The sequence below is a fragment of the Nocardiopsis sp. RV163 genome, assembly GCF_001029525.1.
Lineage (GTDB): Bacteria > Actinomycetota > Actinomycetes > Streptosporangiales > Streptosporangiaceae > Nocardiopsis > Nocardiopsis dassonvillei.
On record NZ_LEKI01000039.1, the window covers coordinates 1 to 14,297 of the forward strand.

Below are 14,297 nucleotides of genomic sequence, written 5' to 3' on the forward strand. Positions count from 1 at the left end.
GTTCTCGCCGGTGGTGCGGGTCAGGGGCGGGGGGTCGGGCAGGTCGTTGAGGTCTTTGAGGCCGACGTTGAGCAGGTCGGTGAGGTTCTTGGCGAACAGGGTGTCCAGGCCCGCGGCGAACAGGGCCGAGAGCAGGCCTTCGGCGGCGGCTCCGGTGTGGGAGCTGCGGGTGAGTTTCTTGTCCTGGTGGTGGCGGGTGCCGCGGCCGATCTGGATGCGTTGGATGATGCTGTCCATGCTGGCGAAGATCTGGCTGAGGATCTGGTGGCCGGGCACGGTGAAGGTGAGCCAGGCCAGGATGCGGCGCATGGCCAGGCTGCGGATGGCCTTGAAGACCGGGATCCACTTCAGGGAGGCGCCGAAGGTGAACTTGGCGGTGGCGATGGCCCAGGCGATCTCGACCAGGAGTTGGACGAACTGGCCGATGACCATCATGTGCATGTACTCGACGTTGGCGCGGGCCTTGAAGAGTTCGGTGGACATGACGGTGGAGTTGTTCTGGGCGGAGCCGACGTAGTTGTTGTCGCCCTTGGTGAACTGGTCCAGGGAGCGTTCGTAGTAGCTCGCGGTCTTGCCGTCGAAGTGGCGGCGGGCGTGGGAGCGGCTGAGGGCGAGGAGTTCCTCGAGGTGTCGCAGGCGTTGGGTGAGGGTGCCGTAGACCTCGGAGGCGCGGCCGAGTTCGAAGAGTCCGGCGCGGGGGACCTCGATGCCGGTGAGGACCTTGATCGCGTTGCGTGAGGAGTCGGACATGTTCGGGTCCAACGGCATGCCAACTCTCCCCTCCCGCTCGCTTCCCGGCGAGAGAATTGAAGGTAGCACCAGTACACTTGAATGTGGAAGTAGTTGTTCTTCTGTTTCCGTTCTCGTCTGTATACGTTGTGTTGCCTGCCCGGTGGTCGTGGTACATGTCCAGCGGGCCTCCTCCGCCCCGAACCTGGGGTCTGGCCGCCCCTCGGCGCCGCCGCCCCGCAGGTCGGCGGTGCTCCCCGCGGCCGCCGTTCCGGGATATGTTGTCATTTCGCAACGATTTCCCCCGAACAGCCGGGGTATTCGCATACCGTTCCCTCTTGACCGGGATCTTCGCTCCGCTGGGAAACGGAGGACCCGATCGGATTCGCTCGGCGGGTGGGGAGAACGGTTTCCTCGGTCAAGGGGTTGACCATCGACGGATCGGAGGACCTTGTGAGTGGTCTCAGCGGTGGTGCCACGGCTGTCAGGCATCCGGCGAGAGCGAGCGCCACGACGACCCCGTCCGGGTCGGGGCGGCTCTCGGCCGCCGAGGGCAGGATCGCCAGAGCGGCGTTGGCGGAACTGCCGTACGATGGGGTGATCATGCTCGACGCCGGGTTGATGGCGGAGCGGATCGCGTGGCTGCTGCCCGCGGGTTGCGGGCTGAACGTCCTGACCAACTCGGTCCCCGCCGCGCTGGGACTGGCCTCGCGCCGCGACCTCTCCGTGCACCTGCTGGGGGGCCGTGTGAGCGCGTCGGCCGGGACCACGCTCTCCTCCGCGCGCATGATGGAGCAGCTCCACGTCGACGTGACGTTCATGGTCGCCGACGGCGTTTCCCCCGAGCGCGGACTTACCTGTGCCGACCCCGCGGAGGTGACGACCAGGCAGGCGATGGTCCGGGCCTCGTCCAGGGTCGTGCTGCTCGCCGACCACACCAGGATCAGCTGCGACCGCATCGCCCGCTTCGCGCGGCTGCGTGAGATGGACTGCCTCATCACCGACACCGGCACCGACCCCGAGGACGTCCGCAGACTGCGCGGACGCGGTCCGCGCGTGCTCGTGGTGTGAGTGCCCCTCGGCTACCTGTGCGTCCGAAACACCGACAGGTGTGTCGGGCTTCACGCCCCGGGGCCCTCCTGCCCCGTCTCCGGCCCGTTCCGCGGCCCGGAGACGGGGAAAGAGTCCTGACCGTTATGTCGTTCAGATGTTGTTTCGCGTGTGTTTGACGGAGAGAAGTGGGTGTGTGGTCTTCCCGAGCTGACGCGAGGCCGGGATGTCCGTAGGCTCGACCCACCGACAGTCACAGAAGGGGCACGGGGGTTGTTACGAGGGGCGACTTCTCTATAAGCTCACGCAAGGACAGATAAAACCCAACCAATACCACGTGGTTTCGGTCAGTCCTCGGGCTCCGCCCCGCGCGACTCGGGTCACGCCAGCCCGCGGCGGACCGCAACCCGGGCGAGGGATGCCCCTCCGCCCGTTCCGCTCGACGGCCTCCGCGTCCGGTCCCGTGACCTCCCGGCGCAGGAGACCGCCCCCGCCCCTCGTCGGAAGGGAAAGGGCCCGTTCACCGGGTCGGTTCCGCCATGCTGCACCACCCCTCCCCCTCCCCGGCAGTGGAGAACGCACCGATGACGACAGCCGTGAGAAGAACCGGCGCCGTCCCGCGCGCGGCCGCGATCGCGGGTTTCTGCGCGGTCTTCGCCCTGGCGGCGGGCTGCTCGTCCTCCGGAGGCGCGGGCTCGGAGGGCGGGGTCTCCGGGGCGGAGGCCGCACCGAGCACCCCGGCCGCCCCGTCCGGTGAGGAGGAGGCCGCGGCGCTCGCCGCCTACACCGGCATGTGGGACACGGTCGTGGCCGCCTCCCACGAGGGCGGCGAGGTTCCCCCCGAACTCCGGGACTACGCCGTGGGCGGCGCCTACGCCCTCATGAGCGCGGCCCTGGAGGGGGCCCGTACCTCCGGTGCGCAGGTCACCGGCGAACCCGTCCTCCAACCCGTCGCCGCGGTCGAGGGGCCCGACAGCGCGACGGTCGAGGACTGCCTCGACGACTCCGGCTGGAACCTCGGCATGGGCGGCTCCTCCTCCGGGCAGGGCCCGCGCCTCGTCGAGGCCACACTCATTCACGACGGACTCGCCTGGCGCGTGTCCGACCTCAGGATCTGGGAAGCGGGATCATGCTGAGACTCGTACGACCCGCGGCCACGGCCGCGGTACTGACCCTGCTGGCGGCCGGAGCCGTCGCCACTCCGGCGCACGCCGACGACGGCTCCTTCCTCGGGCAGATCGAGTGCGGCAGCTCGGGCGGCAGCGGCTGCTCCATCCTGTTGCGCTGGTGGCAGAGCCAGGCGGGCCAGCAGGGCTCCGGCGGTTCCGGCGGTTCGGAGGGCTCCGCAGGCTCCGGAGGCCAGGACGACCCCTACGCCCACGTGGACTGGGACGCGATCGACTGGTCCCAGGTGGACTGGAGCGCCATCGACTGGGAGTCCATCGACTACGACCAGGAGGGTGAGGAGGGAACCGACATGGTCACCGCCCTCCAGGAGGCCATGGCTTCCTTCGAACTCCCCCCGCCCCGGATCGAGACCTCCCCGGGCAGCGACTCCCTGGTCCTGGTCAACACCCCCGTCTGGCTTTGGGTGGAGTCCCAGGACTGGGAGACCACCGAGGCCTCCGCCGACCTCCAGGACTCGTCCTTCAAGGTCACCGCCGACCCCGTCTCCACCCTCTGGACCCTGGGCGACGGCACGCAGATCCGCTGCGAGGGCCCCGGGACCCCCTTCGACCCGGCCGTGCACGACCCCGAATCGGCCTCCCCCGACTGCGGGCACGTCTACACCCTGCCCTCCGACGGTCAGCCCGGCGGCGCCTACCCCGTCTCGGTCCAGGTCGGCTGGGACGTGGGTTGGGAGATCACCGAGGGCGAGTTCGCCGAGGGCGGAACGGGCGAGTTCGACCCGCTCACCACGACCTCGCAGGTCGAACTCCAGGTGGCCGAATCCCAGGGCCTGGTCACCGGCACAGGCAACCGCTAACACCGAAAGAAGACGACAGACGTGGTGGACACGAAGACGGCACCGGCCCCCGCGGCCTCCCCGCGCCAGGGGGAGACCCCTCCGGTGCGGCTCATGGGCAGCGGACCCCGCCGCTGGCGGTGGCTGGTCCTTGCCCTGGGCATGATGACCGCGGGCGGCCTGACCGGTGTTGTAGCCCTTGAGCAGATGGACGATCGGCAGGGTGTGCTCGTCGCCGACACCGACCTGCCCGCGGGCCACGTGGTGACCGCGGAGGACCTGCGGGTCGAGCGGATCTCCGTCGTGGACGGGGTCTCCTTCGTCGGCGCCGACCGCCTGGAGTCGACCGTCGGCCAGACCATCACCGTGCCCGTCACCGAGGGCGGCCTCCTCCCCGAGGCGGCCCTGGGCGCCGAGGCCGCCTTCCCCGAGCGCGACCGCGCCGTGCTGGGCGTGGCCCTGCGCGTGGGCCGCTTCCCCGCCTCGATCGGCCCCGGCGCGGCGGTCTCGGTGGTGGTCCACCCCGAGGAGGGCGCCACGGGCGGCGGCGTGGAGGCCTACCGCGCGCTCGTGCGCGACGTCCAGCCCTCCGCCGCCGATGACGGCTCGGTGGAGCTCGAACTCGTCGCCTCCTCCGCCGACGCCGCCGCCATCGCCTCGGCCGCCGCCGTCGAGCGGGTCAGCGTCGTCCAGGTCAACCCCCGGGGAGGCGCGTGATGCCCCGGACCGTGGCGCTCTTCTCCCTGAGCGGAGCACCCGGCGTCACCTGCGCGGCCATGGCGCTGGCCGCGGTCTGGCCCGGCGAGGCCGGAGCCGTCCTGGTGGAGACCGACGCCTCCGGCGGCGACGTCGCCACCTGGCGGCGCCTCCAGCCCGACCCCGGCCTGACCGGTCTGGCCGCCGCGGCCCGGCACGGCGGGGCCTCCGCCGACCTGGCCGCGCACACCCAGATCCTGCCCGGAGGGCTGTCGGTGTGCCACGCGCCCGTCACGGCCGACCGCGCCGAGGGCGCCGTGCGCCTGCTCGCCCAGAACCCCGGCGTGCTCGTCTCCGCCGACGGGCCCGCCGTCGTCCTGGACCTGGGCCGCCTGACCCCCGGCGCGCCCGCCGCCGCACTGGCCGCGTGGGCCGACGAGGCCCTGCTGCTGGTCGCCGACGACCTGGCGCAACTGCGCCGTGCCAAGGAGGCCTCCGAGGCCCTGACCCGCAGCCTGCCGCGCCTGCGCACCGTCGTCGTCGGCGGCTCCGGCAACGTCCGCGAGATCGTCGGCGCGCTGGGCCCGGGCGTGTGGGGGCGGCTCCCCGACGACGCGCGCTCCGCGGCCTTCCTGCGCGGGGAGGCCAACCCGCGCAAGCCGCAGCGCAGGCCCCTGCTCAAGGCCGCGGTGAGCCTGGCGAAGGACCTCGCCGAGGGCGTGGCCCCCGCTGACCAGGCCGACGGCACCGGCGCCCCGGCGCCCGCGCCCGAGGCGACGGGGGTCCACGCATGAGCAGCGGACACGACGCCGGGTACGACATCACCGACGGCTACTTCCTCGACACCGACCGGGCCCGCACCGTGGCCGACCGCGTGGAGCGGACCGTCACCGAGGCCACCCGGCGGCTGAGCGAGGAGACCCGCGGCCAACCCGAGGACACGCCCGAGGAGTACCGCGCCCGCGCCGAACGCGTCATCGCCCAGATCCTCGACGAGGACGCCAGCCGCGCCCTGTCCGAGGGCAGGCAGGTGCTCGACGCCACCACCGAGGCCTCCGTCGCCGCGGGCGCCCTGGCACGGGTGTGCGGGCTCGGCCCCCTCCAGCCGCTCCTGGACGACCCCGGCATCGAGAACATCAACATCAACGGCGTGCACGTGTGGGTGCGCCGCGCCGACGGCAGCCGCGAGCGGCACGACTCCCTCTTCGACGACCCCGACGAGGTCGTCGCCCTGGTCCGGCGCCTGGCGTCGGAGTCCGCCACGGGGGAGCGCCGCTTCGACCCGGGGGCGCCCATCCTCGACATGCAGCTTCCCGGCGGCGAGCGCCTCAACGCGGTCATGGAGGTCGCCAGGCAGCCCTCGGTGTCCATCCGCCGCCACCGCTACGGCCGCACCACCCTCGAACAGCTCCACGGACTGGGCACGATCGACGACACCCTGGTCGCCCTGCTGCGCGCGGGGGTGCGCTCCCGCCGCAACATGGTCATCACCGGCGGCACCGGCGCGGGCAAGACCACCCTGCTGCGGGCGCTGGCCGCCGAGATCCCCGTGGACGAACGCCTCGTCACCATCGAGGACGTCTTCGAACTCGGCTTGGACCGCGACCGCGACGCCCACCCCGACTGCGTCGCCCTCCAGGCCCGACCGGCCAACGTCGAGGGCGTCGGCGAGATCACCATCGCCGATCTGGTGCGCACGGCCCTGCGCATGTCGCCGGACCGGGTCATCGTCGGCGAGACGCGCGGCCACGAGACCGTTCCGCTGCTCAACGCCATGAGCCAGGGCAACGACGGCAGCCTCACCACCCTGCACGCCGCCAACTCCGCGGGCGCCTTCACCAAGCTGGGCGCCTACGCCGCCCAGTCCGCCGAGCGCCTGCCCCTGGACGCCACCGCGTCCCTGGTGGCCGCCGCCGTGCACCTGGTCGTGCACGTGTCGGCGCTGCCCACGGGCGGACGCATGGTCACGAGCGTGCGCGAGGTGGTGGGGGCCGAGGGGCAGAACGTGGTCTCCAACGAGATCTACCGGCGCGACCGCAACGGGCCCCTGCCCGCGGCGCCGCCCAGCCCCAACACGCTCGACGCCCTGGCCGAGGCCGGGTTCGACCCGGCGATGCTGAACCCGGAGACGGTGGGGTGGGTGCGGTGACGACTCCTGTTCTGCTCGTCGCCGCCGCGGGTGTCCTGCTCGGCGCGGGGCTGTGGCTGGCCCTGGCTTCGCTGGCGGCGTCCGGTGGTAACTCGCCTACCTCGCGGGTTCCGCGGTGGCGGGCGCTCCTGTTCGGCCGCCAGCGCCCCTTGAGGCTGATCGCGGCGATCGTCGGCGGTCTCCTGGTCTGGTTCGTCACCGGGTGGCCGGTGGCCGGTGTGCTCGCCGCCGCGGGCTGCTGGTGGGGCCCGGCGGTGCTGGGTCCCGACCGCGGTCACGAGAAACAGGTGGCGGGGGTCGAGGCCGTCGCGGCCTGGACCGAGATGCTGCGCGACCTGATGGCCGGTGCGGCCGGTCTGCACCAGGCCGTGGCCGCCACGGTGCCCATCGCGCCCGAGCCGGTGCGGGAGCCGGTCGCCAGGCTGGCTGAGCGGCTGCGGGCCGGTCAGCCCACGCAGGGCGCGCTGCGGGCCTTCGCCGATGAGGTGGACAACCCGACCGCTGATCTGGTGGCCGCCGCCTTGAGTACGGCCGCTACAAGGCACGCCACCGACTTGGGCACGCTGCTGGGCAGCCTTGCCGAGGCCGCCCGTGAGCAGGCGGCGATGCTGGTGCGGGTGGCCGCCAGCCGCGCGCGGTTGCGTACCTCCACCCGGATCATCGTCGGTACGACGCTAGGTATGGCCGCGTTTCTGTTGTTGTTCAACGCCAGTTATCTGGAACCGCTCGACGGTCCCCTCGGTCAGTTGGTGCTCGCGGGTATCGGTGTACTGTGGGCGGTCGCCTTGCTCTGGCTAGCCAGGATGTCCAAATTCGACCTGGGTCCCCGTGTGCTCGCACCTGCTTCTTCCCGCACCCCGGAGGCCGTCCGATGACCCCTACCTTGGCCGCCGCCCTCGCGGGTGTCGCCTTTGGGTTGGCCCTGTGGGCGCTTTTCGCAGCCCGTTGGGCCAGGCCTACGCTCGCCGAGCGCCTGGCCGCTCCACCGCCTCCCCGGCCTGTCGTGGCATCGGGGCCGAACACCGGTGTATTGACGCGCTTGGGAAAGATCGGAGTCCCGGCCCTCGAGGGCTTCGGTATGCCCGGGCCCCGCACACGGCGCAATCTGCGAGTGTGTGAGCGCTCAGCGGAGTCCTATCTCGCGGAGAAGTTCACCGCTCTGGTACTGGGACTGGCATTCCCTCCTCTTTTGGGCGGCATGCTCTCCCTGACAGGGGTGCTGTCGTCCGCCACCATCGCGGGGGCTATGTGGGTGGCGTTTGCTCTGGTCGCCTGGTTCGCTCCCGACCTGTCGCTGCGTGACGAGGCGGGCAAACGCCGAGAGCGTATGCGCCGAGCCCTGGCCAGCTTCGCCGACCTGGTCGTGGTGTCCTTGGCTGGAGGCGCGGGCGTCAACGGAGCACTGGCCGACGCGGGTGCAGCGGGCAACGGATGGGCCATGGTGCGCATCCGGGAAAGCCTGCGCGAAGCGGCACTGATGCGCCAGCCGCCCTGGGCAGCGCTGCGTGAACTCGGTGATCGATACGACACCCCCGAGTTCGCCGAGCTTGCGGCGAGTCTGCAACTGGCCGGAGCCGACGGTGCGCGTATCCGTAGCTCTCTGGCTGCCAAGGCCAAGACGCTGCGGACCCAGTTCCTTTCCGAAATGGACGCCGAGGCGCAGTCCGCCACCGAGCGGATGAGCCTTCCGGTGGTCCTGCTCTTTGTCGGTTTCCTGGCCTTGCTGGGTTACCCGGCCATGAGTCACATCCTGTTCAGCGCATGAAAAACCCACACGTCTTGGAGACTTCTGATGCAGCGCTTCACCGCCTACCTCAGCTCGTTGCTATTCAGTCGCAGGGACGACGGCTACTCCACCGAGGCGGTCATTGTTACGGCCCTACTGGTGGCCATGGCTATCGGGGCGGTTGCCATTATCAGCGGCGCAGTCATGGAGCGAGCCGGTTCCATCACCGGAACCTAACCTTGCGCTCTTCGCAGGATGACCGTGGTAGTGCGGAGATGGTGGTCGCCGCACCTCTCATGCTGCTCTTGGTCCTGTTCGTCATCCAGACGGCCCTGTGGATGCACGGTGATCACGTCGTGGCCGACATCGCGCGCAGGACCGCCGAGCAGTCGCGCACGGCGGGAGGCGGCACGTCGGTGGCAGAGGGCGGGGGAAGCTCCTTCCTCTCCGGCCTCGACGTGTCCGTAAACCGCAGTGCGGAGGAGGTACGCGTGGTGGTGGACGCTGAGGTGCCCAGCATCATCCCCGGTCTCAGTTGGCCCGTGGGTCATGAGGTCACCGCGCCCGTGGAGCGTTTCGTTCCTGCGGAGGCCGCCCCGTGAACCCCGGACGCGTGGTGGGAACAGGACGTGGTGACCGCGGCTCGGCCTCGGCGGAACTGGCGCTCCTCACCCCCGCCCTCCTGGCGTTCGCCATGCTCATGGTGCTCGCCGGGAGGGTGGCGGACGCCAACTCCACCGCCGACCAGGTGGCGCACTCCGCCGCCCGGGCGGCCTCCCTCGAACGCAGCGTCGCCGCTGCGGAGGGGGCCGCATCCAGCACCGCCTCGAGCTCCCTCGCCGAGAACGGCCTGGTCTGCGGCGACCACTCCGTCACCCTCGACCACGGCGGTCTGACCCCCGGAGGGGCGGTCACCGCCGTGGTCGAGTGCCGCGTCGGGCTGAGCGGCCTGACCGGTCTGGGTGTCCCCGGAACGATGACGATCACCGGGGACGCCACCGTCGTCGTCGACACCTTCAGGGGGCAGCCGTGAGCCGCGCGGACGACAGAGGTCAGGCCACGGCGTTCGTCGTCGTCATGGCCTCGGCCTTCCTTCTCTGCCTGGGCCTGGTCACCGACGGCGGCGGTGTGCTGCGCGCACGCAACGAGGCCGCCACCCTGGCCCAGGAGGCCGCCCGGGCGGGCGTCCAGCAGCTCGACTGGTCCTCCTACCGCGAGGGCACGAGCGAGGTCGCCCTCGACCCCTCGGCGGCCTCCGCCGCCGCGCAGTCCTTCCTCAGCGCCGCCGGTGCCACCGGGACGGTCGCGGTCAGCGGCGACACCGTGACCGTGACCTGCTCGGTGGACTACTCTTTCACCCTCCTGCCGATGGGCTCGACCACCGTCGATTCCACGGCAACCGCACGTCCCCACACCCAGCCGACTCCCTAGCTCCAGTGAGGCGGACATGACCCAGATCCGACGGCTGAGCGCCCTCCTGCTCGCGGCGGCGATCCTGCTCGGCATCCCCTACCTGCTCCTGTGGCATCTGCCCTGGCCGGAGCTGCCGGACTCCTGGACCGTGGCCGCGGCCCACCTGCGCGGCTGGCGCCTGCCGCCGGGTGTGTTCACGGCCCTGCTCATCACCGTGCTGTGGGCCCTGTGGGGCCTGTACGCGGCCGGACTGGTCGTGGAGACCTTCGCCCGCCTGCGCGGTATGCCCCGCAGGCTGCGCCCCCTCGGTCCGCTCCAGGTGGTGGCGGCGGCCGCCGTGGGAACCGTGGCGGTCGCCCCGGCCACCGCGTTCGCCGACACCGTCACCGCGCAGGAGGACCGCGAGGCGGACGGCGAGCACGACTCCGACGCTTCCCCCGCCCCCGAGGAGGCCCCGTCCGCGCAGCCCGTCGAGCGGGTGCGCACCGTCTCCGGCTTCGGCGTCGGCTCGGCCGAGCTCACCGAGCAGATGCGCGACGACCTCGCGCCGGTAGCGGACATGATCGACTCCTACGGCGACACCGAGACGCCCGTGCGCATCACCGGTCACACCGACCCCAGCGGGACCGTCCAGACCAACCAGGAGCTGTCCGAGCGCCGGGCCCAAGCGGTCGCCGACCACCTCGACGAGGTCCTGGGCGAGGAGGCACCGGAGATGGAGGTGGAGGGCGTCGGGTCCGAACAGCCCCGCGAGGGCGGCGCCGCCGCCCAGCGCAGGGCCGAGGTCGCCTACACCGTCGTGCCGCAGCCGACCCCGCTCCAGTCCCGCGTCATGGCAGCCGAGACGCCGGACCCCGGTGCCGGGGAGACCGCTGCCGAGGAGGACGACCCCGTGGAGGCGGCTGCCGCCGAGGCGGCCGAGGACGGCGGGAACGTCCTGGTCGTGGAGATCCCCGACGGCGCCGTCACCGGAGCGGTGGCCTTCGCGGGCCTGGCCGGGGGATACCTGCTGGGCAAGCGCGGCGTCCGCATGCCCGGCGTCAGCCTGAGCCTGCCCCGCCTGTTGCCGAGGGCTCCCCGCCGCCTGGCCCTGACCGCCCCGCCGCCCCGGCCCACCCCCGGGGAGGACATCGACGAGCGGGTGACGGTGGAACTCGACCACGTGCCCGGCCTCGGCATCACCGGGCCGGGCGCGGCGGGGGCCGCCCGGCGCCTCATCGTCAACGCGCTGGACCGCCTCAACGACGACGCCGTGCGCGTGCTGCTCACGGAGGCCGAGGCCGCCCGCCTGGTGGGCGACCGGGGCCGCGACCTGCTGCGCGCGCACCCCTGCGAGCCCGTGCGGATGGTCGGCACGACGGAGGAGGCCCTGGCGGTCCTCCAGCGCGAGCTGCACCAGATCGTCGAGGAGCCGGGGGAGCGGCCGCACACGCCCCTGGCCCTGGTGACCTCGCCCTCCTCCGAGCACGAGACCGCCCTGTCGGGTCTGCTGCTGCACGGGCAGCAGCAGGGCATCACGGCAGTGGTCCTGGGTCGCTGGCCGCTGGGCGGAAGCTGCGTCATCGAGGAGGACGGCCTCATCACCGAGACCAGCCCTCCGCTCAACCCGGTCTTCCACTGCTCCTGGCCCGGCGCGACCGCCGAGGAGGTCATGGAGGCCGTCCGCGCCTACCGCCACTCCTCGCCCGCCCGGGAGGAGGCCGAGGAGCGGGTGCCGAGTCCGGAGGCCGCCGCGGAGACCGTCTCGGACGCCGCGGTGGAGGAAGCCGGTTCCTTCGCTCAGCCTTTCCTCGGTGCCCTGGGGGAGCACACCACCGTTGAGGCGGTGGAGACGAACGAATCGGTGGAGACGGCTGAGCCGACCGAGTCGGTCGATGCGGCTGTGAGCGAGGAGAAGGATCAGAAGAAGGCCGAGACGGCCGCGAAGCCGAAGAGGACCAAGGGGATCAGGAAGGCCAAGGCGGCCGACTCCTCGGAGGAGGGCTTCTGGGACGCCGACGTCTGGAACACCGACTTCTGGGAGACCGACGCGCGTGCGGCCGGGAAGGCCGACACCGCCCAGTCCGAGGCCGAGCCGGCCGACGCCGCGCCGTCCGTGCCCGAGCAGGCCGGTGCCGTGTGGTCCGGGGCCGCGTCGGAGGTCTCCGCGCAGTCGGACGCCCGGTCGGACCGTTCCGCAGTCGAGCAGCCCGCCGTCGCGGAGGACGCGACACAGTCTTCGCCGTCCGAGCCGTCCGTTTCCGAAGAAGCGGTTCCTGAACCGTCCGCCGCCGCTCAGTCCGCTCCCGAGGCACCGGAGTCCGTGAAGGCCGTGTCCGGGCCTTCCGACTCCGGGCGCGCGGACACTTGGCGAACGGACGCGGAATCCGCGGGCACCGGAGCGGACCGCTCCACCGCCGAGCCGTCCGAGGCCGAGGAGGCCGAGCCACGGCCGTCCGCGTCCGAACAGCTCGACGCCGAGGAACAGGCGTCCCGCGAGGTCACCGCCGGTTCGTCCGAGACCGCGCGGCCCGTCACCGCCGAACCCGCTCCGGAGGAGGCCGCCCCCAAGGAGTCCGTCTCCGGACAGCGGGTACCGGAGCGGTCCACCTCCAAGGAGCCCACAACCGAGGGGGCCGCCCCCAGGGAATCCGTGCCCGCCCCCGTGGCGTCCGCGTCCGAACGGCCCTCCGCCGAGCAGTACGCCTCCGAGCTGTCCGCCCCCGCGCCGTCCGCCGTCGGGGAGCAGCGCGCACCCGAGGAGGCCGCACCGGGGGAGACCGAGCCCGCGTCGTCCCCGCCCCCGGGGTGCGCGCCCGCTCGGTTCACGGCTCAGGGGAAGCCCGTGGCCTCAAGGCCTCCCGTCGGACCCTCCGCGTCCGAGCAGTCCGAGCCCGAATCCGCGCCCCCGAGGCCGCTTCCCGGTCGTTCGAGCACGGGCACGGTTCCGTCGGTGGTCTCCTCTCCCGCCCGTGCGGAGCGCCCCTCCCAGGACAGGCGCACGACGCTCTCCGAGCAGGAACGGACCCCCGAGGAAGAGGAGTCCGGACCTGTCCGAAAGGCCGCCAAGCGCGCCGTGCGCTCCCGCCTCCCGCAGTCCAGCGGGACGGCGTCCGCTCCGGCCAAGAGGCCCGAGCTCCCGGAGCAGCCCGCACGCCCCGAACGGGCCCGCGCCCAGAGCGTGGCCGCGACCCCCGCGGGCCGCACCGACGCCCCCGCCAGCCGCGGGGAGCGCCTGGAGCGGCGCACCAGGGCCGAGCGAGGGAAGGCCACCGCCCCCGCCGGAGCCGTCGCCGAGCACTCCGTGGCGGGCTCCGGGAGCGGGGAAGCGGACGAGGCCCAGGCGTCCCGTCCACTGGTCCGCAAGCCCAAGAAGGCGGGGCGCGGAAGGAGCTGGCGCCCCAAAGACAACTCCTGACGGGGCCCGACCCAGGTGTCGCGGCGCGGACGGCCGGAGCCGACTCCGTACACTGCACGGACAGTGTGCGCGGCTCCGGCCGCGTCCCGCCAGCGTGACGAGGGGGCCGCAGATGAGGGCCAACCAGACGCCCACCGAGGAGATCACCCGCGACCCGGCGGCCTTCGCCGACCGGGTCACCGCCGACGGCCGCTTCGGCCGCCGCGCGGAGCCCGGCCGCTACCGCCTGGTCGTCAGCCGCGCCTGCCCCTGGGCGCACCGGGTCGTCATCACCCGCAGGCTCATGGGCCTGGAACAGGCCGTCTCCCTGGCCGTCACAGACCCCCGCCAGGAGGTCATCGGGGGAGATCCGCACTGGGTGTTCACCGAGGCGACCGGCAGCCCCGGCGACAGGGACCCCGTCCTGGGCATCCACGCCCTGCGCGAGGCCTACCTGGCGCGCGACCCCTCCTACGACGGCGGGGTCAGCGTCCCCGGCCTGGTCGACGTGGAGAGCGGCCACCTGGTGACCAACGACTTCGACCGGCTGGTCCGGGACATGGACACCGAGTGGGGCGGCCTGGTCAGGGACGGCGCCCCGGACCTGTACCCGTCCGCGCTGCGCGAAGAGATCGACGCCCTGTCCCGGGAGGTCTACACCGACCTCAACAACGGCGTTTACCGGGCCGGGTTCGCCCCCGACCAGAGGCGCTACGACGCCGCGGTCGCCGCCGTCTTCGCCAGGCTCGACGCGCTGGAGGAGCGCCTCTCCGGCCGGCGCTACCTGGTCGGGGACTCGATCACCGAGGCCGACATCAAGCTCTTCCCGACCCTGGTGCGCTTCGACGCGGCCTACCACGGCCACTTCAAGTGCAACGTCCGCAAGCTGACGGAGTACCCGGCGCTGTGGGCCTACGCCCGCGACCTGTTCCAGACGCCGGGGTTCGGCGACACCACGAACCTCGACCACGTCCGGATCCACTACTACTGGGTCCACACGGGGATCAACCCCACGCGGATCATCGCCGCCGGACCCGATCCGCGCGGCTGGCTCACCCCGCACCACCGCGAGGAGCTCGGCGGCGACCCCTTCGGCGCGGGGACCGCTCCGGGGCCGGTCCCGAGGGGTGAGCGCGTCCCCGACATCTCCTGACCCCGAGCCCCGGTGCGCATCGCTGTGCCGCGGTCCGCC

The 14,297-nt window shown here is 72.5% G+C and carries 14 protein-coding genes and 1 pseudogene; 14 read left to right on the forward strand and 1 reads right to left on the reverse strand.

Annotated elements, in window-relative coordinates; translation table 11 throughout:
* Positions 1 to 768: pseudogene (locus ABD54_RS09765) on the reverse strand (hypothetical protein); the annotation flags it as partial.
* Between the two features lie 414 nt (positions 769 to 1,182).
* Between ABD54_RS09765 and ABD54_RS09770 the strand changes: the two are divergent.
* From ABD54_RS09770 to ABD54_RS09830, 14 genes are all read left to right on the forward strand, one after another.
* Complete coding sequence (locus ABD54_RS09770) at positions 1,183 to 1,800, forward strand: DeoR/GlpR family DNA-binding transcription regulator (protein ID WP_047869158.1); 618 nt, start codon at positions 1,183 to 1,185, stop codon at positions 1,798 to 1,800.
* Between the two features lie 563 nt (positions 1,801 to 2,363).
* Positions 2,364 to 2,915: a hypothetical protein gene (locus tag ABD54_RS09775; protein ID WP_047869127.1), complete on the forward strand. Its 552-nt coding sequence runs from the start codon at positions 2,364 to 2,366 to the stop codon at positions 2,913 to 2,915.
* On the forward strand, positions 2,909 to 3,766 hold the full coding sequence (locus ABD54_RS09780; RefSeq protein ID WP_047869128.1) for a hypothetical protein: 858 nt from the start codon (positions 2,909 to 2,911) through the stop codon (positions 3,764 to 3,766). Before ABD54_RS09775 ends, ABD54_RS09780 begins: the two co-directional genes overlap by 7 nt.
* 21 nt (positions 3,767 to 3,787) lie before the next feature.
* Positions 3,788 to 4,462 (forward strand): SAF domain-containing protein, encoded by a 675-nt coding sequence (locus ABD54_RS09785; protein WP_047869129.1) that lies wholly within the window; start codon positions 3,788 to 3,790, stop codon positions 4,460 to 4,462.
* Entirely contained in the window at positions 4,462 to 5,235 is a 774-nt protein-coding gene (locus ABD54_RS09790) for a hypothetical protein (RefSeq protein ID WP_047869130.1), read from the forward strand. The genes ABD54_RS09785 and ABD54_RS09790 overlap by 1 nt, the downstream gene beginning before the upstream one ends.
* Positions 5,232 to 6,590 carry a CpaF family protein gene (locus tag ABD54_RS09795; RefSeq protein WP_047869131.1) on the forward strand — a complete coding sequence of 453 codons (1,359 nt, stop codon included), beginning with the start codon at positions 5,232 to 5,234 and terminating at the stop codon, positions 6,588 to 6,590. The genes ABD54_RS09790 and ABD54_RS09795 overlap by 4 nt, the downstream gene beginning before the upstream one ends.
* Entirely contained in the window at positions 6,578 to 7,465 is an 888-nt protein-coding gene (locus tag ABD54_RS09800; protein ID WP_047869132.1) for a type II secretion system F family protein, read from the forward strand. The genes ABD54_RS09795 and ABD54_RS09800 overlap by 13 nt, the downstream gene beginning before the upstream one ends.
* A gap of 323 nt (positions 7,466 to 7,788) precedes the next feature.
* Positions 7,789 to 8,355, forward strand: coding sequence for a type II secretion system F family protein (locus ABD54_RS09805; RefSeq protein ID WP_235432020.1), 567 nt, complete (start codon positions 7,789 to 7,791; stop codon positions 8,353 to 8,355).
* Between the two features lie 27 nt (positions 8,356 to 8,382).
* Complete coding sequence (locus ABD54_RS28520) at positions 8,383 to 8,553, forward strand: hypothetical protein (RefSeq protein WP_200904076.1); 171 nt, start codon at positions 8,383 to 8,385, stop codon at positions 8,551 to 8,553.
* Between the two features lie 38 nt (positions 8,554 to 8,591).
* Positions 8,592 to 8,918: a TadE family protein gene (locus ABD54_RS09810; RefSeq protein WP_017568035.1), complete on the forward strand. Its 327-nt coding sequence runs from the start codon at positions 8,592 to 8,594 to the stop codon at positions 8,916 to 8,918.
* A complete protein-coding gene (locus ABD54_RS09815) occupies positions 8,915 to 9,349 on the forward strand; it encodes a TadE/TadG family type IV pilus assembly protein (RefSeq protein ID WP_047869133.1) in 435 nt (144 codons plus the stop codon). Before ABD54_RS09810 ends, ABD54_RS09815 begins: the two co-directional genes overlap by 4 nt.
* Positions 9,346 to 9,747 (forward strand): TadE/TadG family type IV pilus assembly protein, encoded by a 402-nt coding sequence (locus ABD54_RS09820; RefSeq protein WP_047869134.1) that lies wholly within the window; start codon positions 9,346 to 9,348, stop codon positions 9,745 to 9,747. The genes ABD54_RS09815 and ABD54_RS09820 overlap by 4 nt, the downstream gene beginning before the upstream one ends.
* Positions 9,748 to 9,763: 16 nt before the next feature.
* Positions 9,764 to 13,126, forward strand: coding sequence for an OmpA family protein (locus ABD54_RS29485; RefSeq protein WP_047869135.1), 3,363 nt, complete (start codon positions 9,764 to 9,766; stop codon positions 13,124 to 13,126).
* Positions 13,127 to 13,238: 112 nt separating this feature from the next.
* Complete coding sequence (locus ABD54_RS09830) at positions 13,239 to 14,258, forward strand: glutathione S-transferase family protein (protein ID WP_047869136.1); 1,020 nt, start codon at positions 13,239 to 13,241, stop codon at positions 14,256 to 14,258.
* Positions 14,259 to 14,297: the final 39 nt, after the last annotated feature.

Coding starts and splice junctions, on each gene's coding strand:
- ABD54_RS09775 (WP_047869127.1), top strand. CDS start 2,364: ATGACGACAGCCGTGAGAAGAACCGGCGCCGTCCCGCGCGCGGCCGCG.
- ABD54_RS09780 (WP_047869128.1), top strand. CDS start 2,909: ATGCTGAGACTCGTACGACCCGCGGCCACGGCCGCGGTACTGACCCTG.
- ABD54_RS09790 (WP_047869130.1), top strand. CDS start 4,462: ATGCCCCGGACCGTGGCGCTCTTCTCCCTGAGCGGAGCACCCGGCGTC.
- ABD54_RS09795 (WP_047869131.1), top strand. CDS start 5,232: ATGAGCAGCGGACACGACGCCGGGTACGACATCACCGACGGCTACTTC.
- ABD54_RS09805 (WP_235432020.1), top strand. CDS start 7,789: ATGCTCTCCCTGACAGGGGTGCTGTCGTCCGCCACCATCGCGGGGGCT.
- ABD54_RS28520 (WP_200904076.1), top strand. CDS start 8,383: ATGCAGCGCTTCACCGCCTACCTCAGCTCGTTGCTATTCAGTCGCAGG.
- ABD54_RS09810 (WP_017568035.1), top strand. CDS start 8,592: ATGGTGGTCGCCGCACCTCTCATGCTGCTCTTGGTCCTGTTCGTCATC.
- ABD54_RS29485 (WP_047869135.1), top strand. CDS start 9,764: ATGACCCAGATCCGACGGCTGAGCGCCCTCCTGCTCGCGGCGGCGATC.
- ABD54_RS09830 (WP_047869136.1), top strand. CDS start 13,239: ATGAGGGCCAACCAGACGCCCACCGAGGAGATCACCCGCGACCCGGCG.